Source organism: Salarchaeum sp. JOR-1 (assembly GCF_007833275.1).
Classification (GTDB): Archaea; Halobacteriota; Halobacteria; order Halobacteriales; family Halobacteriaceae; genus Salarchaeum.
In genome coordinates this window covers 219,836-241,123 of sequence record NZ_CP042241.1, presented here as the reverse complement: position 1 = coordinate 241,123, position 21,288 = coordinate 219,836, and the positions used below count along the sequence as shown (strand labels likewise).

The following is a 21,288-nucleotide window of genomic DNA, read 5'->3' as shown; positions in this document are numbered from 1 at the left end:
AACGTCCCTATTAGGCCGTTGCAGGCGGTGAGTGTCGTGCTCGTCACCGCATTCATGTGGGTGTTTTCGCCGGCCGACCCGGTTGTCCTCGCCGTGCTCATGGGTGTCGCGATGGTTCCCGCTCACTACGACGGCCTTCGACACGCGGAGCGGTTCGACTTCTCGTCGTTCACGAACAACCGCGGTGCTCTCGGCCTCGCGGGCTGGCTCGCGGTCGCGTTCGCGGGCGGAACGGGCGTCGCCGTCGTCCTCTCCGTGTTCGCATCCCGTCTGCTGGCCGCGGCCGCACCGGCGACGCGATTCACCGCCGTACTCGTCTGTGCCATCTTCCCGCCGGTGTTCCTCGGCTACCGGCTCGTCGTCAGACTCAACCCCGACTACCGGAGCCCCTAGTTCCGCGGGTACTCGTACTCGATAACCGGCGTGTCGGTGTCGTCCTCGACGATGACGGTGCCGCCGCCGTTCTCCCAGACCTCGGACTCGACGCCCCAGTAGAGGTTGTGCGGGCCGTACTCGCCGCTCCCCGTGTGGAGGCGAACCGTCTCCTGCGGGTCGAGCGCGAAGCCGTCCGGCAGGTGGAACGCCCAGCCCTCCTCGTCCCGGACGGTGTACCCGGTGAGGTCGAGCGTCGCGTCCCCCGCGTTCTGGAACTCCACCCACTCGCCGTTCAGGTTCTGTTCGTCCGCGCCCGCGGCGTCCACGTGCAGGTCGGAGACCACGAGGTTCCCCGAGGGGTCGCCGGTGCCGAACCCGCCGGGGTGGATGGTGTCGGTGCCGCGCACCCACGCGCCCGACTTCGACTTCCCGACGAGGTAGGCGGTGCGGTCGCTCAGGCTGAAGTTCGCCGCGGAAATCTTGTACTTCAGGAGGAGGTCGCCCTCTACCGTCATGCTCTTCTGGGGGGACGCGCCGTTCTGCCCGGCGAGGTACTCCCGGGAGCCGAAGTAGAGCGAGTAGTTCCCGGGGTCGAGGTCGTCCGGCCCGACCTCCCCGCCGGGTTTCACGGCCACGTCGAGCGTGTCCTGGGAGTACGGGTCGAAGACGGTGTCCGCTGAGTCCGGCATCACGTCCACGTTCATCGTCTTCACGGGTCGCTTCGCCTCCCGAATCTTCAGTGGTTTCTCCGGGGAGAGTTCGTGCACGGTCGGATTCGCTGGGTTTGGCCCGGAGAGCAACCGCCACGAGTCCACGCCGGACAGCGTCTTCGGGTTCACTTTCACGGTGCTCTCGAACGCGTTCCAGAACGCGCCGCCGTCCGTCCCGCCCGCGGGCCACTGCCAGTCCACGCGCTGGTTCCCGCCCGCCCACGGCTCGTAGTCGTCGTCCGCGTCGAGGGGGTCGTCGCGCACCACCCACTCGCCCTTCGACCGGTTCAATCCCGAAAACGCGAAGTCCGCCTCGCCCGCGGGGCCGTTCGGCCCGCCGTGCAGGAACCCGAGGCTGTCGTTCACGGGGCCCGTGTACGCAAACACGCGACTCGCCGTGTCGTCCGCCGCGAGGGGCGCGGACGGGTTCGCGCCGGCGTCCCCGCCGTCGCCGTACCCGTAGAACTCCCTCACCGTCTGGTTCTCGTACGACAGCGGCTCCAGCTCCCAGCGGAGGTAGCCCTGCTGGGCGACGTACGTCGGCGTCTCCGACTCCGAGAAGGGAAGGTCGCCGTTGTACACCACGCCCCCCGTCCCCAGCGCGCCGAGCGTCGCCGCGCCCGCGAGGTACTCGAGCCGTGACAGGTTTGGCAGTCACTCCTTGCTCATACGGGAACTCACTCCCGCGAACTGAAAGGACTTATTGCCGATTCAGGGAGCGTACGAGACGAAATCCGCGGCCTCGGCGGCGAACTCGGCAGTCTCCGCGTCGAACGACTCCGCGTACCGCACGAGCAACATCAACACCGTCTCCGGGGATTCGACCGCGTACCCGTCCTCCCGGGAGAGCACGCCCGCGCGTTCGAGCTCGGTCGCGTACTTGCTCACGGTCGGGCGCGACACGCCCAGCGACTCCGCGAGCGCCCCGCCGGACGCGTCGGGGTCGCGGAGGAGTTCGCGCAGCATCCCGCGCGGCGTCTCCCGCCGCAGATAGCTCAGCGCCACCCGCTCCAAGTCGGAGAACCGGCCCGCGGGGAAGAACCGGCGGTAGTCGCCGTCGCGGTGCGCTTCCACTACGCCGTCCTCCACGAGCCGCCGCAGGTGGTGCTGGGCTTCTCCGGTGGCGAGTTTGAGGTCATCGCGGAGCTTCGAGAAGTGCGCGCCCGGCGTCGACGCGACGTAGCCCGAGATGGCGTCCCGCGTCTCGCTCCCGCCGTCGTCGCTCGACGGGAGCTGCGACAGCGGGCCGGCCGCTCCGACGGCCGCGAACCGCCGGAGCGTCGAACGCTTGTCCTCGTCGACCATCTACGTGTGAGTAGGTGACAGACCGAGAAAAGGGTTGCCTTACTTCGTCTCGTCGCCGTTCTCGTCCGCCGACCCGCCGGACGTGTCGTCGTTGGCGGATTCGAACTCCTGATCCATCTCCTCGATGACGGACTCGGCGTCCTGCATCCCGGCGTCCTTTCCAGCCATCACCTCCTCCGCTTTCTCCTCTAATTTGTCCGTGTCGATGTCCGCCTCCTCGTCGAGCTGACTCAGAATCTCGTCGATGTCATCCAACCCGAGCAGTTCGCGGGTTTCGTCGTCGAAGTCGAGGCTGTCGAGGGATTCGGTCGCGGCCTCCACGTCGCTCCCGGTGAGGTGTTTGCCGTACCGTCCGACGAGGCTCGTGAGTTCCTGCGGCAGCACGAACGTCGTCGACTCGTTCTGTCCGATCGCCTCCAGGGTCTCCATGCCCTTCTCCACGATGGCGCGCTCGCCCATCGATTCGGCGGACTTCGCGCGGAGCACCGTCGAGATGGCGTCGCCCTGCGCTTCCAGGATCTGGCTCTGCTTTTTCCCCTGCGCGCGGATGATGTCGGACTGCTTCTCCCCCTGTGCGGTCTCGATGGCGGACTGGCGTTCGCCCTGCGCCTCCAGAATCATCGCGCGACGTTTGCGCTCCGCGGAGGTCTGTTGCTCCATCGCCTGCTGGACGTCCTGCGACGGGTTCACTTCGCGGACTTCCACGCTCTCCACGCGAATTCCCCACTCGTCCGTCGGTTCGTCGAGTTCCTCGCGGATGCGGGCGTTTATCTCCTGGCGCTTGTTCAGCGTGTCGTCGAGTTCCATGTCGCCGAGCACCGCGCGCAGCGTCGTCTGCGCGAGGTTCGATACCGCACGCTCGTAGTTGTCGACCTCGAGGAACGCGCGCTTCGCGTCCATTACGCGGATGTAGACCACGGCGTCCGCCGTCACGGGCGAGTTGTCGCGCGTGATGGCCTCCTGGCGGGGAACGTCGATGGTCTGCGTCCGCATGTCGAACGCGTACGTTCGGGAGACGAACGGCGGGATGAAGCTTATCCCGGGTTCGAGCAGCCCGCGGTATTCGCCGAACACCGTGAGCGCCTTCTTCTCGTAGGCGTCCACGATCTCCACCATCTGGTAGACGATGACGACTGCCAGCCCAAGCAGCAGGAGCGCCACCGCGGTGAAGACCGGACTCCCACCGAGCGATTGGAGGGGAGCGAGTTCCATACGCTATCTGCTCTCGGTTCCCGGATAAAGGTTCGCCTCCCTACTCTTGGCGCTCGCGCTCCCGTTCGAGTTCGCGGTCGATGTCGTCCCTGCCGTCGAGCGATTCGACGGTGAGAACGTTCCCGCCGCCGGGGTCGGTGACGATGATGTCAGTGCCCTCCTCGATAGCGCCGGTTCGAGTGCGCGCCGCGTACCGCGAGCTGAACCCGCCGCCCTCGATCTTCACGCGGCCCTCGCGCTCGGTCACGCGCTCCACGACGTACCCGGTCTTCCCGCGGAGGCTCGCCGACCCCTCGGTCTGGCCCTCGTCGGTGCCTTCGTAGATGTCGAAGCGACGGTACACCCAGAGGGAGACACCGCCGACCACGAGGACGACGACGGCGAGCGCGATGGGTGTGGCGAACACGGTGGGGAGCAGGATACCGAGCACACCGGCGACTGTGAGCGCGGTGCCGATGACGACGAAGTGCGCGCCCGGCGCGAACGCCTCCAGCACCATCAGGGCGACACCGCCGATCACGAGCAACAGCGGGAGCGTCTCTACTGCCATACGTACTGTCGGACGCGAAGCACCAAAACGGTTGTCCGCTACAGGGCGATCTGAACGATGGCGACGACAGCGACCACGACGCCGAGCAGGAAGAACGCGACGTTCTCGGGGTCGGGCGACTCGATGTCTATCGGCGGCGGCGGCAGCATCTCGGGGTCGTCGAACTCCTCTGACTCGCTCATACCCCTGCTGGGTGTTCGCGCGGCAAAAGCCCGCGGGTCGCTAGAGGCGGCCGCCGTAGACGACGCCGCGTTCGCCGTCCAGCGTGACGGAGTCTCCGTCCGCGAGGTCGTCGGGGAGCGTGACGCCGCTCACCATCGGGACGTCGAGTTCGCGCGCTATCATCGCGGGGTAGCCGGTCATCCCGGCGCGCTCGCTGACGATGCCGCCGACGACCGAGAGGTCGCCGTCGAACTCGCCGTCGAAGCCGGCAGGAATCCCGAGAATCGCGCCGTCGGGAACGTCCGTGAGGTCGCCGTCGGGCGCGCGAACGAACGGCCCGGTGACGCGGCCCGCGACGACGGCGCGGCCGACCGCGATCGTCTCCGCCGCGACGTGCACCTTCAGCGTGTTCGCGGTGTCCGTGCCTTCGAGTTCCGTCATCATCCCGGAGACCACGACGACCGTGTCGCCGCTGTCCGCGACGCCGGCGTCGAGCGCCGCGGCAACCGAGGAGTCGATGACGTCAGAGGCGTCCCCGGACTCGATCGGCGCGTACTGCGCGTTCACGCCCCAGGAGAGCGCGAGCTGGCGGCGCACGCGGTCGTTCGGGGTCGTCGCGACCACCGGCATCGCTGGCCGGAACTTCGCGACCTTTCGCGCCGTGTACCCCGACTCGGACGCGACGACGACCGCGGTCGCGTCCACGTCCCGCGCGAGGTAGCGCGCTGACCGCGCGAGCGCGTCCGTCCGCCCGTCGTCCGCGTTCGGCACGCGCTGTTCGCGCAATTCGGCGTACTCCTCGCTGCGCTCCACCTCTCGAATGATCCGGTCCATCGACTCCACGACACGCGTCGGATGGTCGCCGATAGCGGTCTCCGCGGACAGCATCACGGCGTCCGTCCCGTCGAGCACGGCGTTCGCCACGTCCGAGGCCTCCGCGCGCGTCGGCCGGCGGTTGTGAATCATCGAGTCCAGCATCTCCGTCGCCGTGATCACGGGCGACCCGGCGTTCCGACACCGCCGGATGATGCGCTTCTGGATGACGGGAACGTCCTCCATCGGGAGTTCCACGCCGAGGTCGCCCCGAGCGACCATCACGCCGTGTGCGGCCTCCACGATGCTGTCGAGGTTCTCCACGGCGTCCGCGCGCTCGACCTTCGCGATGATGGGGATGTCCGCGTCGAACTCCTCCAGCACGCTGCTCACGTCCAGCACGTCCTCGCCGTCCCGGACGAAACTCGCCGCGACGAAGTCCACGCCGAGGTCGGCGGCCATCTCCAGATCCTTTCGGTCTTTCTCCGTCACCACGTCGAGGCCGAGGCTCACGCCCGGGACGTTCACGCCCTTCCGACTCCCGAGTTCGCCGCCGGACTCGATGCGCACGACGACGGCGTCGCCCTCGACTTCTTCGACCGTGGTCTCGATGCGGCCGTCGTCCAGCAGCACCCTGTCGCCGGGCTCCGCGGCCGCGATGCTCGTCGAGAGGCCGACGCGATCCGGGTTCGCGGTCGTCCCTGGCTCGAATCGCACCGTCCGCCCCGCTTCGAGTTCGATAGTGCCCTCGATGGGCGCGGTTCGGACCTCCGGGCCCTGCAGGTCGACCATCGCAGCGACCGGGTTCTCCGTCGCCTCGTCGACCTCCCACACGGTCTCCACGAGCGCGCGGCGGTCGTCGCGCTCGCCGTGACTCGAATTCACGCGCGCCACCGTCATCCCCGCGTCCGCGAGCGCACGCACCGACGCCCGGTCGTTCGTCGCCGGGCCGAGCGTGCACACGATCTTCGCGTTCCTCATTACGAGACAGTTGGGCGCGACGGCGCAAAAACCCTCGCCGTCAGCCACTCACGAACGACCGTGTCCTACGTACGGCTCCGCCCGCCGCCGGAGCGCTCGCGCCCCGAACGAGACGCTCAATAACGGCTCCGCCAGTCGCCTGGAAAACGTTCATACGTGGCGGCCCGAGTCGTTCTAGCGAGCAGACATGAACATCGCAGACCTCTCGAAACCGCTCGCCCTCTACGCGGGCGTTCTCGCCGCGCTCACGGTCGGCGCGGTGTACGTCGCGACCGACTCGGGCGTCCTCGTTCTGTTCACCGCTATCGGTGGAGTGACCGCCGTCATCCTCAGCGTCGGCAGCACCGGGCCGGCGGACGGCGGGAGCTTCGAGAACGCCGAGGGCCTCGACGCCCAGGGCGGCTGGACGGGCACCGGTATCGACACGCCGGTCAGCATCCCCCTCCTCTTCTACGGGGGCGGCGTCTTCCTGTGGAGTTCCCTCCTCCTCGTCACCGTCTACGACATCCTCGGCTGAACACGCTCGAACCCCACTCCGTGGCCGCCGGGTCGGCGGAGAAACCTCCGGGTCGGGTTACTTGATTTTCGTGCCGGGTTCGGCGTCGCCGTGGGTCGTGAGGAGGTCGGCCTGCTCGCCCGCGGCGAGCACCATCCCGTTCGACTCCACGCCGAACAGCTCGGCCTGTTCGAGGTTCGCGACGACCACGACCGTCCGTCCTTCGAGGTCGTCGGTGTCGTGGAGTTGCTTGAGGCCCGCGACGATCTGGCGGGTCTCGACGCCGATGTCCACGGTGAGCTTCACGAGCTTGTCCGCGCCCTCGACGCCCTCCGCGCTCTCGATGCGGCCGACCCGCAGGTCGAGTTCCTGGAAGTCGTCGAAGCTGATGCGTTCCTCGGTGAGGTCTTCGAAGTCCACGTCCTCGTCCTCGTCCTCGTCGCTACTCGCTTCTTCGATACTGGCGTCGAGCTTCTCGTTCAGCTCCTCGACGCGCTCGTCCTCGATCTTCTCGAACAGCGCCTCGGGTTCCCCGAACGCCGCCGGGGGTTCCTGTAGGCAGTCCGCGATGGTGGCGTCCGCGACGGAGCCGTCCTCGCCGAGCTGGCTCCAGAGGTCGTCCGCCTTCTCGGGCGTGAACGGCTGGAGGAGCACCGCGACGGCCTTCGTGAGCTGGACGCAGTCCCGGATGACGGGCGCGGCCTCGTCGTCGTCGAGCTTCCAGGGTTCCGCGGACTGGATGTACTCGTTCCCGTACCGCGCGAGGCTCACCGCGACCTCGCCCGCCCTCCGGAGGTCGTAGTCGTTGAGCGCGTCCTCGTAGTCGTCCATCGCGGACGCGATCTCGGTCTCCGCGTCGTCCGACAGCGGAACGTCGGGCGTGCCGTCGAAGTTCCGCTCCGCGAACAACAGCGCGCGGTACGCGAAGTTCCCGACCACGTCCGCCAGCTCGGAGTTGACGGTCTCCTGGAAGCGCTCCCAGGAGAAGTTCACGTCGCGCTCGAACCCGCTCGCCGTCGCGATATAGTACCGGAAGAGGTCGGGGTGGAAGCCCTCGTCGAGGTACTCGCGCGCCCAGATGGCGCGGTTCTTCGACGTGCTCAACGCCTTGCCGTTGAGGTTCACGAACCCGGTCGCGCAGACCGCACGCGGTTCGTTGTAGCCCGCGCCCCTGAGCATCGACGGCCAGAAGACGGTGTGGTGCTGGATGATGTCGCGGCCGATGACGTGGACGATTTCGCCGTCGCCGTCCCGCCACGGCTCCGCCCAGTCGAACTCGTCCGTGCCGACGCGCTCCGCGTACTGCTTCGTGGACGCGACGTACTCGATGGGCGCGTCCACCCAGACGTACAGCACGAGGTCGTCGCCGCCCTCGCCCGGGTAGTCGATGCCCCAGTCGAGGTCGCGCGTGATGCAGAAGTCCTCCAGGCCGCCCTCGATCCACTCGCGGGGCTGGTTCTTCGCGTTGCTCGTCCCCTCCATGCGGTTGATGAACCCCTCCAGGTACTCCTGGAAGTCGGAGAGGCGGAGGAACTTGTGCGCGCGTTCGCGGTACTCCGCGTCGTTGCCCGTGATGGCGCTCGTGGGTTCCTCGATCTCGCCGGGTTCGAGGTGGCGCTGACAGCCGTCGTCGCACTCGTCGCCCCGGGCGTGCTCGCCGCAGTACGGACACGTCCCCTCGACGTACCGGTCGGGAAGCCACTGGTCGGCGTCGGGGTCGTACGCGACCTGGATCTCCTTCTCGTAGACGTGGTCGTTCTCCTCCCACGCCCGCACGAACTCCTTCGTGAGTTCGACGTTCGTCTCCTGGTCGGTGTGGCCGTAGTTGTCGAACTCGATGTTGAAGTCCGGGAACGTCTCCGCGTACTGCTCGTGGCGCTCCAGGCCGAGTTCGAGCGGGCTGACGCCCTCCTCGATGGCCTGCACGGCGATGGGCGTGCCGTGCATGTCCGTCCCGGAGACGAACGCCGTCTCCTGGCCGAGTTTCCGGAGGCCGCGGCTGAACGCGTCCCCGCTCACGTACGTCCGCAGGTGGCCGACGTGCAGGTCTCCGGTCGGATAGGGAAGCCCGCACGTCACCACCGCGGGGTTCTCCGTCGGGAAGTCCTCGTGACTCATGCGTGATACACCTCGCCGTGTGGGCCTAAAGCCCGCGGATTCCGAATCGTCTCTCTCGAAGGGACGGTTTCGCGTCGACGCGAGAACGGAGCCGTGAGTTTCGCGGACGCCGCGGCCGTCTGAGGGCCGAATCGGCGTCCGGTTCGCCCGGCGGCGTCGCTACCGCGCGCATAGACCGCACCAGCGACGCCCGCCCGGCCACCCCCACAGTTCGACGCGCCGCCCGCAGCAAAGTTCCAGTCGGACTCGCCTCGGCGATTCGGACGGCGAAAACCCGATGAGGCCGCACGCGCCACGGAACCGCCGGTCGCCGCCACATGATATATGGGACAGCGGGCGGAAGCCGCGACCGGTGAGATCCGAGCACCAGAACCTGCTCTTGTTCGGCACGTACAGCGTCTGTGGCGCGCTCGTCTTCGTCGGCGCGAAACTGGGCATGCCGGACGTTCCGCCGCTGCTGTTCGCGGCACTGCGTCTCGACATCGCGGGCGTGGCGTTAGTCGCCGCCGCCGGCTGGCGGTTAGACTATTGGCGCCCGCGCACCCGCCGCGATCTGCTTGGCGTACTGGTCGTCGGCGTGTTCACGCTCGGCGTGATGAACGCCGTTCTCTTCGCCGGCCAGCAGCACGTCACCAGCGCGCTCGGCGCGATCGCCTACAGTTTCATGCCGGTTCTGACGACGGGGTTCGCCATCCTCCTGCTGCCGACGGCGTCGCTCGACCGCGTCGACGCGCTCGGCATCCTCCTCGGTTTCGTCGGCGTCGGAATCGTCGCGCGACCATCGACGACCGCCCTGCACGCAGACCGCGTCCTCGGGTTCGGACTGATGCTCGGGAGCGTCGCGATATTCGCGTTCGGAACCGTACTAACCCAGCGAGTCGAACCGGCGATTCCACGGCTCTCACTCACCGCGTGGGGCGTCGTCCTCGCGGCGGTCGTGAACCACGGTATCGCGAGCGTCTTCGGCCACCCACTGACGGCGATTGCGTGGACGCCCACCGCCGTCGCCGGCGTCCTCGTCGAGAGCCTTCTCGCGACAGCCATCCTGTACGCCGTCCACTTCGAACTCATCGACCGGATCGGCCCGGCGCGAACGAGTCTCACCTTCTACCTGCAACCGATTGTCGCAGCACCGCTCGGACTGGTGTTGTTCGACACCCGCTTGGCGACCGTGAGCCTGGTCGGGTTCCTCGTCATCTTCACTGGGTTCGCCCTCATCGAACGGCGGGTGCTCTTCGACTCCGTCCGCTCCGCCACGTAACGTCAGTCGGTGAGTTCGACGCCATCCCCGCGAGCGAAGCGAGCGGGGGTTAGTCGGACGCGGTTGTCCGATGTGATTCCCGCGAGCGAAGCGAGTGGGGGTTAGTCGGACGCGGTTGTCCGATGTGATTCCCGCGAGCGAAGCGAGTGGGGGTTAGTCGGACGCGGTTGTCCGATGTGATTCCCGCGAGCGAAGCGAGTGGGGGTTAGTCGGACGCGGTTGTCCGATGTGATTCCCGCGAGCGAAGCGAGTGGGGGTTAGTCGGACGCGGTTGTCCGATGTGATTCCCGCGAGCGAAGCGAGTGGGGGTTAGTCGGACGCGGTTGTCCGATGTGATTCCCGCGAGCGGAGCGAGTGGGGGGTAGTCGACTTAGTCGGTGAGTTCGACGCCACCGAAGACGCTGACTCCGGTGACGACGAGGTCGGGTTCGTCGGCGGTGCCGGGGTTGCGGCGGGTGTCTTCGAGTCCGCCGAAGATGTTGACGCTCTCCGCTTTGACCGTCCAGTCTTCGGGGACGCGGATTTCCGCGCCGCCGAAGACGGAGACGATTTCGAGGACGGCGGGCTTGTCGACGGCGGTTGCGTCGCGGAGGTCGATGGTGGGCCCCCCGAAGATGGCGACCACGTCGCCGCCCCGGAAGTCGGTGCCGCCGACGTGCTGGGAGTCCCCGCCGAAGATGGAGACGGACGTGAATTCGCCGTTCGCGCTCGCGGTGTGGCCGCGGCGTCTGCGGCCGCGGTTCAGGAGGATGAGGAGGCCGAGCAGGACGAAGACGGCGGGCCACCACGTGCCGATGAAGTCGTCCGGGAGGTAGTTCAGGTTTCGGAGGAGGAACGCGCCCGCGACGGCGATGACGAGGACGGGCCCGGTGAGGTTGCGGCCGCGGGACGCGACGAGCGACCACGCGCCGAGCAGGACGAACAGACCGGGAAACCACGTCCATGGGTCGATGGATTCGACCGCGTCGGTGGTGAACAGCAGGAGGGCGATGCCAAGGAGGACGAAGAAGCCGGCCGACCCCCAGCGGCGTGACGAGCGTGCCATGCGCAGCGGTTTCACGCCCGATATGATAAACGTTCAGTCTAGACGGCGGCGATGCCCATGAGGAAGGCGATGGTGACGAGGAGGCGGCCGACGCTCCCCGCGAAGGTGGCGAGCGCGAACTTGAGTTCGTCCTTCTCGATGACGCTGAACGCGTAGATGGAGAGCGTGTCCGGGAACCCGGGGACGGTGAGGCCGACCGCGAGGCCGGCGTACCCCCATTTCTTGACGAGTGTGACGACGCGCTGTTTCGACCACTCCATCGGGTCGTACCCCATGCGTCGGAGGGTGTTGATAACCGGGCCGGAGTGGCTCGCTCCGTGCCCGACCTTCAGCGCGATGATGCTCCCGACGGCCTTTCCGAGGCCGGACGCGACGACGACGATGGCGAGTTCGATCGGTTGTGGAAGGCCGAGCTGAAGGGTGCCCGTGCAGACCGCCGCGCCCGTGCAGACCGGGACGAGCACGACCTCGCTGGGGAGCGGGAGGACGAACGCGATGAGAAAGGAGTACACGAGGATGATGAAGACGCCGCCCCAGCCCGTCGCCGCCTCGACCGCGTGCTGGAACCACCCGAAATCGAACCCGAAGAACGCCGACTCTAGCATTCTCGGGCATTCACCGTGGTTCCGGCGCGAGCGTCGTCGAGGTCGGTAAGGAAGTCGGTGAGCATCTCCCGGGTGACGTGGGGCATGCAGACGACGCGGGTTTCGCCCGAGGCGGTGCGGGAGATGCGCCACTCGCGTTCGCGGAGCGCGTCGAACTCGCTCGGCGGGAGGTCGAACGCCACGAGCGGGAGCGTCGGGGATATCGCGTCGTACCCTCGCGTGCGGAGTTCGCTCGCCAGCCAGCGCGCGTTCTCCATCCCGCGCTCGTAGGTCTCCCGGTAGCCGTCGGGCCAGAGCGCGCTGATGGCGGCGTGCGCGCCCGCGACGCCCGCGCCGCTCCGCGTCCCCGTCAGGGTCGCCTGCCCCGTCGTTTCGAGGTACGGCGTGTCAACCGCGAGCGCGTCCAGCACCGCCGGGTCGCGGGCGAGGAACCCGCCGGCGGGAATCGGCGCGCGCCCCATCTTGTGCGGGTCGATGGTCATCGTGTCGACCGGCGCGTCCGAGAAGTCCCAGTCGTACTCGGTGAATGGAAGGCAGAACCCGCCCCAGGCGGCGTCCACGTGAAACAGCGCCCCTCCGTCCGCCGCCAGATCGCCGAGCGCCGGAATCGGGTCGACGCGTCCGAACTCCGTCGTCCCCGCGACGCCGACGACCATCACGGTGTCCGAATCGACCGCGGCCCGCACGGCGTCGAGGTTCGCGCGCCGGTCGTCGCCAACCGGCACGAGGCGGAGTTCGACGTTGAGCAGATCCGCCGCCTTCGGGAAGCTGAAGTGCGCGCTCTCCGGCGCGACGACGTTCGGGCTGTCGGTGTCGGCGAGGTCGCGGGCGGCGCGGACGGCCTGAATGTTCGCCTCCGTCCCCCCGGACGCGACGTAGCCGTGTGGCTCCGCGAGGTTCGTTACCTCGCCCAGCATCTCCACGACCCCGCTCTCCAGTTCCGAGACCGCGGGATAGGTCGCGGGGTCGCCGGGGTTGTCCGCGAGAAATGCCGCTGCCGCGTCGCGCGCGTCCGGATGCGGAACCGTGCACATCGAGGAGAGGACGCGAGTGAAGTCCTGCGGCGCGGCGTCCATACGTTCGAGAAGTAGGGGATGTGGTTTAGCGGTGTCGTTCTCAGCGCACCGAATCGAGGATGAGGCGTTGCTCCGTGCGCTTCACTTCGTGCTGGACGTCCCGAACCGCGTCGATGTTCGCGGAGATGCTCGACACGCCCTCCTCGACGAGGAAGTTCACCATCTCCGGCTTCGACCCGGCCTGCCCGCAGATGCTCGTGTCGATGTCGTGCTCTCGGCAGGCCTCGATGGTCTGCCCGATGAGCTTCAGGACAGCGGGGTGGAGTTCGTCGAAGCGGTCCGCGACGTTCTCGTTGTTCCTGTCAACGGCGAGCGTGTACTGGGTGAGGTCGTTCGTGCCGAATGACGCGAAGTCGATGCCGGTGTCCGCCATGTCGTCGATGGTGAGCGCGGACGCCGGCGTCTCCACCATCACGCCCCACTTGCGCTTCCCGGTGTCGATACCGACCTTCTCCATCAGGCGCTTCGCGCCGTACACGTCGCTCGCGTCGTTCACGAGCGGGAACATGATTTCGACGTTGTCGTACCCCTGCTCGTACAGCCGCTTGAACGCCTCGAGCTCGTGCTCGAACACGTCCGGTTCGTCCAGGCTCCGCCGGATTCCCCGATAGCCGAGCATCGGATTGTGCTCGTGCGGCTCGTCCTGCCCGCCCTCCAACTGCCGGAACTCGTCCGTCGGCGCGTCCAGCGTTCGCACCCTGACGGGCCGCGGATAGAACTCCTCGGCGACGCCGCGGACGCCCTCGACGATTTCGTCGACGTACGCGCGGACGCCGTGGTCGGCGATGTACTTGTCCGGCGTCTTGTTCGTGGAGAGAATCATGTGCTCCATCCGCAGGAGGCCGACGCCGTCCGCGCCCGTCGCGGCCGCGCGCTCGGCGGCTTCGGGGATGGAGACGTTCACCTTCACCTCCGTCGCCGTCATCGGCTTCACTGGCGTCTTCGGCCGCGCCTCCTCGATGGGTTCCGTCTCCTTCTCCGTCTCCGTGCGGCCCTCGCGCACCGTGCCCTTGTCGCCGTCGATGGTCACGATCTGGTCGTCCGCCAGCACCTCGGTGCCGTTCCCGGTGCCGACGACCGCGGGACAGCCGAGTTCGCGGCTGACGATGGCGGCGTGACTCGTCATCCCGCCCTCGTTCGTCACGATACCCGCGGCGCGCTTCATCGCCGGAACCATGTCCGGCGTCGTCATCTCCGTCACGATGACGTCGCCCTCCCCGACCTTGTCGAGCTGGTCGAGCTTTCCGACCACACGCACCGCGCCCGACGCGATGCCCGGACTCGCGCCCAGCCCCGAGACGATGCTCTCGCCGTCCCCGGACGCCGACTCGTCGGGCTTGGCGTCCTCGTCGATGGTCGTGATGGGGCGGGACTGGAGCATGTACGTCTCGCCGTCCGCCATCGCCCACTCCACGTCCTGCGGGCTGTCGTAGTGCTCCTCGACGCGCTCGCCGAGGGTCACGAGCTCCTGAATCTCGGCGTCCGACAGCACGCGCTCGGTGCGCTTCTCCTCCGGAACCTCTCGTTCGACGGTTTCGCCCGTCTCCGCGTCCTTCTCGTGCATCACCTTCTTGTCCGCGACGGTCACGTCCGCGACCTCGCCGCTCGCGCGGTCGACGACGTAGTTGTCCGGACTCACCGACCCGGAGACGACGGCCTCACCGAGCCCCCACGCGGCCTCGATGATGACTTTCTCCGCGCCCGTAGAGGGATGACTGGTGAACATCACGCCGGACTTCTCGGCGTCCACCATCCGCTGGACGACGACCGCGATGTTCACCTTCGAGTGCTCGAACCCCTGCTCTTGGCGGTAGTAGATAGCGCGCTGCGTGAACAGCGACGCCCAGCACCGCTTCACCCTATCGACGAGGTCCTCGCGAGTGACGTTCAGGAACGTCTCCTGCTGGCCCGCGAAACTCGCGTCCGGCAAGTCCTCCGCGGTGGCGGACGACCGCACCGCGACGAACGCCTCTCCCGAATCGAGGTCGCCGTACGCCGCCAGCACCTCCTCGCGGATGTCGGCGGGGAGTTCGGTGTCGAGCACGAGTTCCTTCGCGCGGGACTCCGCCTCCGCGAGCGCCGCCGAGTCCTCGGGGTCGACGTCCACCGCCTCGAACAGTTCGTCCTCGATACCCGTCTCCTCGATGAACGCGCGGTACGTGTCCGCCGTCACCACGAACCCCGGCGGAACCGGGAGCCCGGCGTCCGTGAGTTCGCCGAGCGACGCGCCCTTGCCGCCGACACTCTCGATGTCGTCGGCCCGTACGTCCGCCAGCCAGCGTACAGCCATCACGTGGCTAGTCCGAGAATACGCTAAAGAAGGTTCCGGACTGCGTGGCGCGCGTCGCGCCGGATCCAGGACTTTAGCCGCTCGGTCGTCTCCGCCCGGCCATGGACGCAAAACGGGCCTTCGCCTGGGCCGGAACGTACGTCGCGCTCACGTCGCTGTTCGCCGTCGTCGCGTTCGCGCTCGTCGCGGCCGGCGGCTACTACGGCTTTCAGGAGGGGGCTGCGGTCTACGAATCGACCGAATCGTACTCGTCGGCGCTCGTCGCGGGCGCGCCCGGACTCGCCGTCGCACTCGTCGGTCTCGTCGTGTACCGACTGGGGACGGCGTGGGCGCTGTTCAAAACGCTCACCGCCGCGACCGAGGAGGAGGTCGCTGAAACGTTCGACACGGAACACGTGAAGAGCGACATCGTCGCCGTGCTCGACGACCGACTCAGCGACATGCAACACGACCTCCAGTCGGTGAACCGCGAACTCCGCGACCTCAAGGCCGAGGACGACGAGTTCTAGGCCTCGAGGATCTCGTCGCCCTCGTCGTCGGGAACGCGGAGCGTGCCGTCGAGCGCGGTTGTCGCGGTGCCGCCCACGCGAACCGTCGCGCCGTCAACGGTCGCGCGAACGGTGCCGGGCCGGTCGAGGAAGTGGCCCTGTTCGAGCACGAGTTCGTCCGGGAACCCATCGCCCTCCAGCGACACGTCCGTCGCGGCGGGACTCTCGCCGCCGCCGTGGAACGCGCCGACGTGGTCGAGGTAGGCGGCGGTCGCGCCGCTCGCCGTGCCCGTCACGGGGTCTTCGTCGATGCCGAGCGGGGGGCAGAACGCGCGGCCGTGCACGTCCGCGCCGCCGTGCAGCGTGTCGAACGTGAACGCGTACACGCCCTCCGCGCCCACGTCCTCGCAGAGCGCTTCGAGCGCGTCGAAGTTCGGCTCGGCGTCCCCGAGGTCGGAGAGGAACTCCACGCCGACGACGAGGAACGGCAGGCCCGTGGAGGCGACCGCGAACGGCAGGTCGTCCACGAGCGCCGACGCGGGGACGCCCAGCGCGTCCGCAGCGCGCGCGGAGTCGATGTCCCGCTGGCGGATCTCCGGCGGGTTCTGCGTCATCCACACCGTCCCCGACTCCGCGAGTTCGATGTCGAGCGTGCCGACGTTCGTCTCCAGCGTGTGCGTCCCCGCCCCGATGCGGTCGCTCTCGAAGAGGCGGGTGTGACTCGCAATCGTCGCGTGCCCGCACAAGTCCACCTCCGTCGTCGGGGAGAAGTACCGGACGCGGCGGTCGGCCGTCTCGCTCTCCCGGACGAACGCCGTCTCGCTCGCCCCCAACTCGGACGCGACCGCCAGCATCTGGTCGTCGCTCAGTCCGTCCGCGTCCGGCACGACCCCCGCGGGGTTCCCCGCGCAGGGCTCGTCCGTGAACGCGTCCACGAGGAACGCCCGCACGCTCTCACTCATACGTCGGATTTCAGGCGCTCGCGTGTTCCGTCTTTCCCTCCGAGCCAGCCCGCGAGGTCGGCGACCACGGACGCCGCGACGTGACTCTCGGCGAAGTACTCGCCGGGGTTCGGCGGCCCCTCGCCCGCCATGAACAGGTGGTTCAGGTCGTCGTAGAGCCGGGCGCGTTCCTCGGGGAGGGCGTCCCGCCACGCGGGGAAGTCCGCGGTCGCGCTCACCTGGTAGTCCCGGCCGCCCTGGAGCGCGTACACGTCGGCGTCGAGGCCGCTCGCGGTTTCGACGGGTGCGTAGTCCGCGACCGCGCGCCAGAAATCGGCGCTCCACGAGAACCCGCCGCCCGCGTAGTCGCCGGCTTCGAGGCGGTTCGCGGTCTCGCGGGTCGCGGTCAGTTGCTCGCGTTCGGCGTCCGTGACGGTGCCGTCGAGTTCCGCGAGGTACGCGACCTGGTCGGGGATGAGTTCGTAGAGCGGCCGGGACGGCGCGGCGAGCAGGAACGCGTCCGCGTCCCCGTCCCGGGCGGCGATTCGGGGCGCGGCGTACGCGCCGAGGCTGTGCCCGACTACGGCCGTCCGCGACACGTCGGTTTCCGCGCGGAGCCGCGAGAGCGCCGTCAGCGCGTCCGCGACGACGAGCGCCTCGAAGTCGAGATCGTCCGCCGCGACGCCGCACGCGTACGTCCGCTTCTCGTAGCGCAGCACGGCGACGCTGCGGGACGCCAGCCCCCACGCGAGGTCCTTGAACGGCTTGTTCGGGCCGATGGTCTCGTCGCGGTCGTGCGGGCCGGAGCCGTGGACGAGTACGACGCCGGCGTCCGCGCCCCCGTTCGGCACCGTGATGGTCGCGCCGAGCGAGCACGCGGGGCTGTCGAGCGCGACCTCGCGCTCCGCGAACGCCGACTCGTCCGCGTACTCCGGAGGCGTGTACTCGCCCGCAACCGGCACGAAGTAGAGGCCGACGATGTCGGCCGCGTCGAACGTTACCTGCACCGCGACGACGCCCGCCTCGAACTGCGCGCGCACCACCAGCACGTCGTACCCCTGGCTCGTCGTGCGCTCCACGCCCGCCACGCCGACGAACGCGCCGTCCACCGCGGTGGTCTGCTCCCACGCCGACCGCAGGCCCGCCACGGACAGTTGCTCGCGCACCGACGCCGACAGCATCCCGTGCGCGTCCTCGAACGCGCCGTCCGCGAGCAGCGTGACGAACCGCACCGCCGCCTCCCGCTGCGCGTCCGGGTCCGTCGTCGTAGCGGCCGTCGTCGGACTCGCCGTCGTGGTCGTGGTGGCTGTGGTGGCCGTGGTGGTTTCGCCGTCGCCCTGGCAGCCGGCGAGCCCGAGCAGTCCCGCCGCGCCCGCGTACAGCACGTCCCGTCGCGTCGGTCGTCGCATACGCGAACGGTCGGCAGGCAGCGACATCAACACCCCCCATAGATTAATCATGAACAACTGTGAACGTTATCCGCATGGGTCCGAACGACGAGCGGTTCCTTCGGTGGCTCCGCGAAGACATCGGAAGCGCGCTCCGCGGCGTCCTCTCCTACCACGGACGCGAGTTCGAGGTTTACTACCTCCGCGCCGACCTCAAGGGGGACGACGCCTGGCGCAGTAACGTCCGCGCCGACCTCCCCGACCTCGTCGAAATCGCCCGCGGCGAACACGCAGCGAGCGACCTCGTCCTCTTCGGGGACTTCGCCGGTACCGTCCGCGTGTTCTCGAACGCCGTCCTCGTCCAGTTCCCCGTCAGCGAGAACGCCGGCTACGGTGTCAGCCTCGACACCGACGTGACGCCGCGTCTCGTCGGATTCATGAACACCGCGGCCGCCCACCTCGAACAGGAACGGGCCTGACCGCGTCCGACGCGCCCGCCACGTTCGACTGCGCCTGACCGCGCCTGTAAACCGTTAAGTGGCGACGACACCGAGAGTCGAGCGGAATGAGCGACCTCCCGGACGACTTCAAGTGCACTATCACGAACTGGGAGTACATCTACGGTCTCTGCCGGGACGTCAGCGACCAGGTCAAGCGCGACGAGTTCGAACCGGACGTGGTCGTCGCGCTCGCCCGGGGCGGCTGGTTCGCCGGCCGCTGTCTCTGTGACTTCCTCGGGCTGAACGACCTGACGAGCCTGAAGATGGAACACTACGTCGGCACCGCCCAGAAATCCGGGGAGCCCGAGGTCCGGTATCCGATGCCGGAGGGCTCGGTTGAGAACAAGGACGTCCTCATCATCGACGACATCGCGGACACCGGCGGCTCCATCGAGCGCGCCCACGAGTACGTGGACGAGCGCAACGCCAACGAGGTCCGCACCGCGACCCTCCAGCTCCTCGGGACGAGCGAGTACGACCCCGACTTCGTCGGCGAACGCCTCGAAGACTGGGCGTGGATCGTCTACCCCTGGAACTTCATCGAGGACATGATCGACATCATCGAGGGCGTGATGGAGCGCGCCGACACCTCGACGTTCTCCCGCGCGGACATCCGTCACTACCTCTCCGAGTACCACGACATCGAACGCATCGAGATGGAGATCGCCCAACCCGACCGACTCGACGAAGTCCTCGAGGAGATGGTGCGGCGGGACGCGCTCGTGAAGACGAGCGACGACGAGTGGATGCGGCGCGCGGACGCCTAGTCGGCGCGAATCAGCATGTGTTTCACGCGGCGCACGCCGTCGAAGTCCCGGAGCCGATAGGTGAGTTCGCGGACGCGCGCCACGTCACCCCGGCAGAACAGGGATTCGAGACACCACTCGCCCTGATGGGTGTGGCTCGTGTTCAGTATCACGTCCTGGTACTCGTGCTGGACGCCGTGGAGTTCCTCGATGACCTCGTGGTGGCGGTAATCGAACCCGACGAGCGCCACCACCTCGCCCGACATCGCCTCCAGTCGGTCGTGCGCCTCGACGTACTCCTGCATCGCCTCCCTGACCGCCCGCGAGCGGTTCGCCAACCCCTCGTCCTGCCAGACGCGGTCGAACTCCGCGACCACCTCGTCCGGGATGTTGAAACTCGTCCGCATACCCCGACTGGGGTCGCCCGCCACAAGAACCTCCGTATGACGACACCCCGCAATGGGTATTAACAACCCTTAGGGCCGCGAGTTCGCTCGACTCGCGTATGCTCCACGGTGACGCGCTCGGCCTGCTCGTCGGCGCGGTCGCGCTCGGCGCGGTTCACGGCATCGAACCCGGGCACGGCTGGCCCGTCGCCGCGTCCTACGCGCTCGACCGCTCGAACAAGTGGCTGCACGGCCTCGCCGCCGGCGTCCTCCTCGGCGTCGGCCACCTCGTCTCCAGCATCGCCATGGTCGCCGTGTTCTTCTACGCGAAATCCTACTTCTCCCTCACCCAGGCGAACGAACCGCTCACCGTCCTCGGGTTCCCCATCGGCGGCCCGGTCAGCGTCGTCGCGGGACTCCTCCTCATTCTCCTCGGCGTCCGCGAGTACGCCGGCCACGGCCACAGCCACGACCACGGCGACGATAGTCACGAGCATTCCCACGGCGACCACGACCACGCGCACACCGGCGACGAGGCGCCGTCGCCGCTGTCGCGGGTGTGGTCGCGCGTCCGGAGCGTGTTCGTCGGGGGCGGCCACTCGCCCGGGCACGACATCGGAGGGGGAGCGGACCGCGGACTGTGGGGTATCGCGTGGTTCGCGTTCCTGCTCGGGTTCGCGCACGAGGAGGAGTTCGAGATAATCGCGCTGTGCGCGGGCTCTGTGCACTGCCTCGAACTGATGGCGGCGTACGCGCTCACGGTCATCGTCGGCATCGTGGCGCTGACGCTGCTGCTCGTCGCGGGCTACGAGCGCTACGAGGAGCGCGTCGAGGCGTACGCGCCCTACCTGCCCGTGCTCTCCGCGGTGGTGCTCGTCGCGATGGGCGGCGGGTTCGTGCTCGGCGTCCTCTAAGCGATGACGGACGGCTTAAGTCCGCGCCGGCGCGAGAACTCAGTATGATCGGCTTCATCGGCGGGAGCGGTATCTACGAGGCGCTCCCGCTGTCGAACGTCACGGAACACGAGGTGTCGACGCCGTACGGCGAACCGAGCGCGCCCGTCACGGTCGGCGAGTTCGGTGATACGGGAACCGAGGTCGCGTTCCTGCCGCGGCACGGCCCCGATCACCAGCGCGAACCGACGAACCTCCCCTACCGCGCGAACATCTACGCGCTCAAGGAACTCGGCGTCGAGCGCGTGCTCGCGTCGAACGCCGTCGGCAGCCTCCGCGAGGACTTGCCGCCGCAGACGCTCGTCGTTCCCGACCAGATCTTCGACCGCACGAAACACCGCGACGCTTCCTTCTTCGGGGACGGCATCGTCGTCCACCAGCCGTTCGCGGAGCCGTACTGTCCGCACATGGTCGACCACCTCCACGACGCCGCGACCGAGGCGACGGACGCCGACGCGGAGAAGGGCGGGACGTACGTCTGCATCGAGGGCCCGCAGTACTCCACGAAGGCCGAATCCGAGTTCTACCGCGCGCAGGGCTGGGATCTCGTCGGGATGACGGCGATTCCGGAGGCGAAGCTCGCGCGTGAGGCCGAGATGTGTTACGCGACTGTCGCCGGCGTCACGGACTACGACGTGTGGAAGGACGACAGCGAGGTCACGCTCGAAGAAGTCTTAGAGAACGCCGCGGCGAACGAGACGGCTATCAAGCGAACCATCGAGCACGCTATCGAGACGCTGCCCGACTCGCGCGAGTGCGACTGCGGGCACAGCCTCGAGGGCACGGTGAACACGCCGACGGACGCCATTCCCCCGGAGACCCGGGAGCGCGTGGAACTCTTCGTCGGCGACTACCTCTAAACTTCACCGATCTTCGCAGAAAAACTA

Annotated in this window: 22 protein-coding genes; 8 read left to right on the top strand and 14 right to left on the bottom strand. The window is 68.2% G+C overall.

Annotated features, from left to right (window positions below):
- The first annotated feature begins 27 nt into the window (after positions 1-27).
- Complete coding sequence (locus FQU85_RS02140) at positions 28-393, top strand: hypothetical protein (protein ID WP_145843906.1); 366 nt, start codon at positions 28-30, stop codon at positions 391-393.
- Here the strand turns inward: FQU85_RS02140 and FQU85_RS02135 are convergent.
- From FQU85_RS02135 to pyk, 6 genes are all read right to left on the bottom strand, one after another.
- Positions 390-1,667 carry a lamin tail domain-containing protein gene (locus FQU85_RS02135; RefSeq protein ID WP_240792445.1) on the bottom strand — a complete coding sequence of 426 codons (1,278 nt, stop codon included), beginning with the start codon at positions 1,665-1,667 and terminating at the stop codon, positions 390-392. The two genes, FQU85_RS02140 and FQU85_RS02135, sit on opposite strands and share 4 nt — an antisense overlap.
- 129 nt (positions 1,668-1,796) lie before the next feature.
- The gene (locus tag FQU85_RS02130) at positions 1,797-2,390 is read right to left on the bottom strand and encodes a winged helix-turn-helix transcriptional regulator (protein ID WP_145843904.1); all 594 of its coding nucleotides are present in this window, start codon (positions 2,388-2,390) and stop codon (positions 1,797-1,799) included.
- A gap of 39 nt (positions 2,391-2,429) precedes the next feature.
- Positions 2,430-3,602 (bottom strand): SPFH domain-containing protein, encoded by a 1,173-nt coding sequence (locus FQU85_RS02125; RefSeq protein ID WP_145843903.1) that lies wholly within the window; start codon positions 3,600-3,602, stop codon positions 2,430-2,432.
- 40 nt (positions 3,603-3,642) lie between these two features.
- Entirely contained in the window at positions 3,643-4,152 is a 510-nt protein-coding gene (locus tag FQU85_RS02120; RefSeq protein ID WP_145843902.1) for an NfeD family protein, read from the bottom strand.
- Between the two features lie 38 nt (positions 4,153-4,190).
- A complete protein-coding gene (locus FQU85_RS13225) occupies positions 4,191-4,334 on the bottom strand; it encodes a hypothetical protein (RefSeq protein WP_168219922.1) in 144 nt (47 codons plus the stop codon).
- 40 nt (positions 4,335-4,374) lie between these two features.
- Positions 4,375-6,108: a pyruvate kinase gene (pyk, locus tag FQU85_RS02115; RefSeq protein WP_145843901.1), complete on the bottom strand. Its 1,734-nt coding sequence runs from the start codon at positions 6,106-6,108 to the stop codon at positions 4,375-4,377.
- A gap of 187 nt (positions 6,109-6,295) precedes the next feature.
- Here pyk and FQU85_RS02110 point away from each other — a divergent pair, with 187 nt between their 5' ends.
- Positions 6,296-6,625, top strand: coding sequence for a hypothetical protein (locus FQU85_RS02110; RefSeq protein WP_145843900.1), 330 nt, complete (start codon positions 6,296-6,298; stop codon positions 6,623-6,625).
- A 57-nt stretch (positions 6,626-6,682) separates the two neighbouring features.
- Here the strand turns inward: FQU85_RS02110 and metG are convergent, their stop codons facing one another.
- Positions 6,683-8,722, bottom strand: coding sequence for a methionine--tRNA ligase (gene metG / locus FQU85_RS02105; protein WP_145843899.1), 2,040 nt, complete (start codon positions 8,720-8,722; stop codon positions 6,683-6,685).
- 352 nt (positions 8,723-9,074) lie between these two features.
- Here metG and FQU85_RS02100 point away from each other — a divergent pair, with 352 nt between their 5' ends.
- Entirely contained in the window at positions 9,075-9,983 is a 909-nt protein-coding gene (locus tag FQU85_RS02100; RefSeq protein WP_240792444.1) for a DMT family transporter, read from the top strand.
- A 370-nt stretch (positions 9,984-10,353) separates the two neighbouring features.
- On the opposite strand, the gene FQU85_RS02095 is transcribed toward FQU85_RS02100, so the two are convergent.
- Genes FQU85_RS02095 through ppsA form a run of 4 tightly spaced genes read right to left on the bottom strand, consistent with a single transcriptional unit; the run spans position 10,354 to position 14,999 of the window.
- The gene (locus tag FQU85_RS02095; RefSeq protein WP_145843897.1) at positions 10,354-11,028 is read right to left on the bottom strand and encodes a LiaI-LiaF-like domain-containing protein; all 675 of its coding nucleotides are present in this window, start codon (positions 11,026-11,028) and stop codon (positions 10,354-10,356) included.
- A 38-nt stretch (positions 11,029-11,066) separates the two neighbouring features.
- Positions 11,067-11,633, bottom strand: coding sequence for a YqaA family protein (locus FQU85_RS02090; RefSeq protein WP_145843896.1), 567 nt, complete (start codon positions 11,631-11,633; stop codon positions 11,067-11,069).
- A complete protein-coding gene (gene mfnA, locus FQU85_RS02085) occupies positions 11,627-12,709 on the bottom strand; it encodes a tyrosine decarboxylase MfnA (protein WP_145843895.1) in 1,083 nt (360 codons plus the stop codon). Before mfnA ends, FQU85_RS02090 begins: the two co-directional genes overlap by 7 nt.
- A 40-nt stretch (positions 12,710-12,749) precedes the next feature.
- Positions 12,750-14,999, bottom strand: a complete 2,250-nt coding sequence (gene ppsA / locus FQU85_RS02080; protein ID WP_145843894.1) for a phosphoenolpyruvate synthase — start codon at positions 14,997-14,999, stop codon at positions 12,750-12,752.
- A gap of 101 nt (positions 15,000-15,100) precedes the next feature.
- Here ppsA and FQU85_RS02075 point away from each other — a divergent pair, with 101 nt between their 5' ends.
- Positions 15,101-15,508, top strand: a complete 408-nt coding sequence (locus FQU85_RS02075; protein ID WP_145843893.1) for a hypothetical protein — start codon at positions 15,101-15,103, stop codon at positions 15,506-15,508.
- On the opposite strand, the gene FQU85_RS02070 is transcribed toward FQU85_RS02075, so the two are convergent.
- Complete coding sequence (locus FQU85_RS02070; RefSeq protein ID WP_145843892.1) at positions 15,505-16,449, bottom strand: PhzF family phenazine biosynthesis protein; 945 nt, start codon at positions 16,447-16,449, stop codon at positions 15,505-15,507. The two genes, FQU85_RS02075 and FQU85_RS02070, sit on opposite strands and share 4 nt — an antisense overlap.
- On the bottom strand, positions 16,446-17,837 hold the full coding sequence (locus FQU85_RS02065; protein WP_168219921.1) for a DUF3887 domain-containing protein: 1,392 nt from the start codon (positions 17,835-17,837) through the stop codon (positions 16,446-16,448). Before FQU85_RS02065 ends, FQU85_RS02070 begins: the two co-directional genes overlap by 4 nt.
- A 74-nt stretch (positions 17,838-17,911) precedes the next feature.
- On the opposite strand from FQU85_RS02065, the gene FQU85_RS02055 reads away from it, so the two are divergent.
- Both FQU85_RS02055 and FQU85_RS02050 read left to right on the top strand, forming a co-directional pair.
- Positions 17,912-18,295 carry a hypothetical protein gene (locus FQU85_RS02055; RefSeq protein ID WP_145843890.1) on the top strand — a complete coding sequence of 128 codons (384 nt, stop codon included), beginning with the start codon at positions 17,912-17,914 and terminating at the stop codon, positions 18,293-18,295.
- 86 nt (positions 18,296-18,381) lie between these two features.
- Complete coding sequence (locus tag FQU85_RS02050; protein ID WP_145843889.1) at positions 18,382-19,083, top strand: phosphoribosyltransferase; 702 nt, start codon at positions 18,382-18,384, stop codon at positions 19,081-19,083.
- Here FQU85_RS02050 and FQU85_RS02045 read toward each other — a convergent pair.
- The gene (locus FQU85_RS02045; protein ID WP_145843888.1) at positions 19,080-19,469 is read right to left on the bottom strand and encodes a CopG family ribbon-helix-helix protein; all 390 of its coding nucleotides are present in this window, start codon (positions 19,467-19,469) and stop codon (positions 19,080-19,082) included. The two genes, FQU85_RS02050 and FQU85_RS02045, sit on opposite strands and share 4 nt — an antisense overlap.
- A 98-nt stretch (positions 19,470-19,567) precedes the next feature.
- Here FQU85_RS02045 and FQU85_RS02040 point away from each other — a divergent pair, with 98 nt between their 5' ends.
- The gene (locus FQU85_RS02040) at positions 19,568-20,362 is read left to right on the top strand and encodes a hypothetical protein (protein ID WP_145843887.1); all 795 of its coding nucleotides are present in this window, start codon (positions 19,568-19,570) and stop codon (positions 20,360-20,362) included.
- A gap of 44 nt (positions 20,363-20,406) precedes the next feature.
- Positions 20,407-21,261: an S-methyl-5'-thioadenosine phosphorylase gene (gene mtnP, locus FQU85_RS02035; protein ID WP_145843886.1), complete on the top strand. Its 855-nt coding sequence runs from the start codon at positions 20,407-20,409 to the stop codon at positions 21,259-21,261.
- The last annotated feature ends 27 nt before the right edge of the window (positions 21,262-21,288 follow it).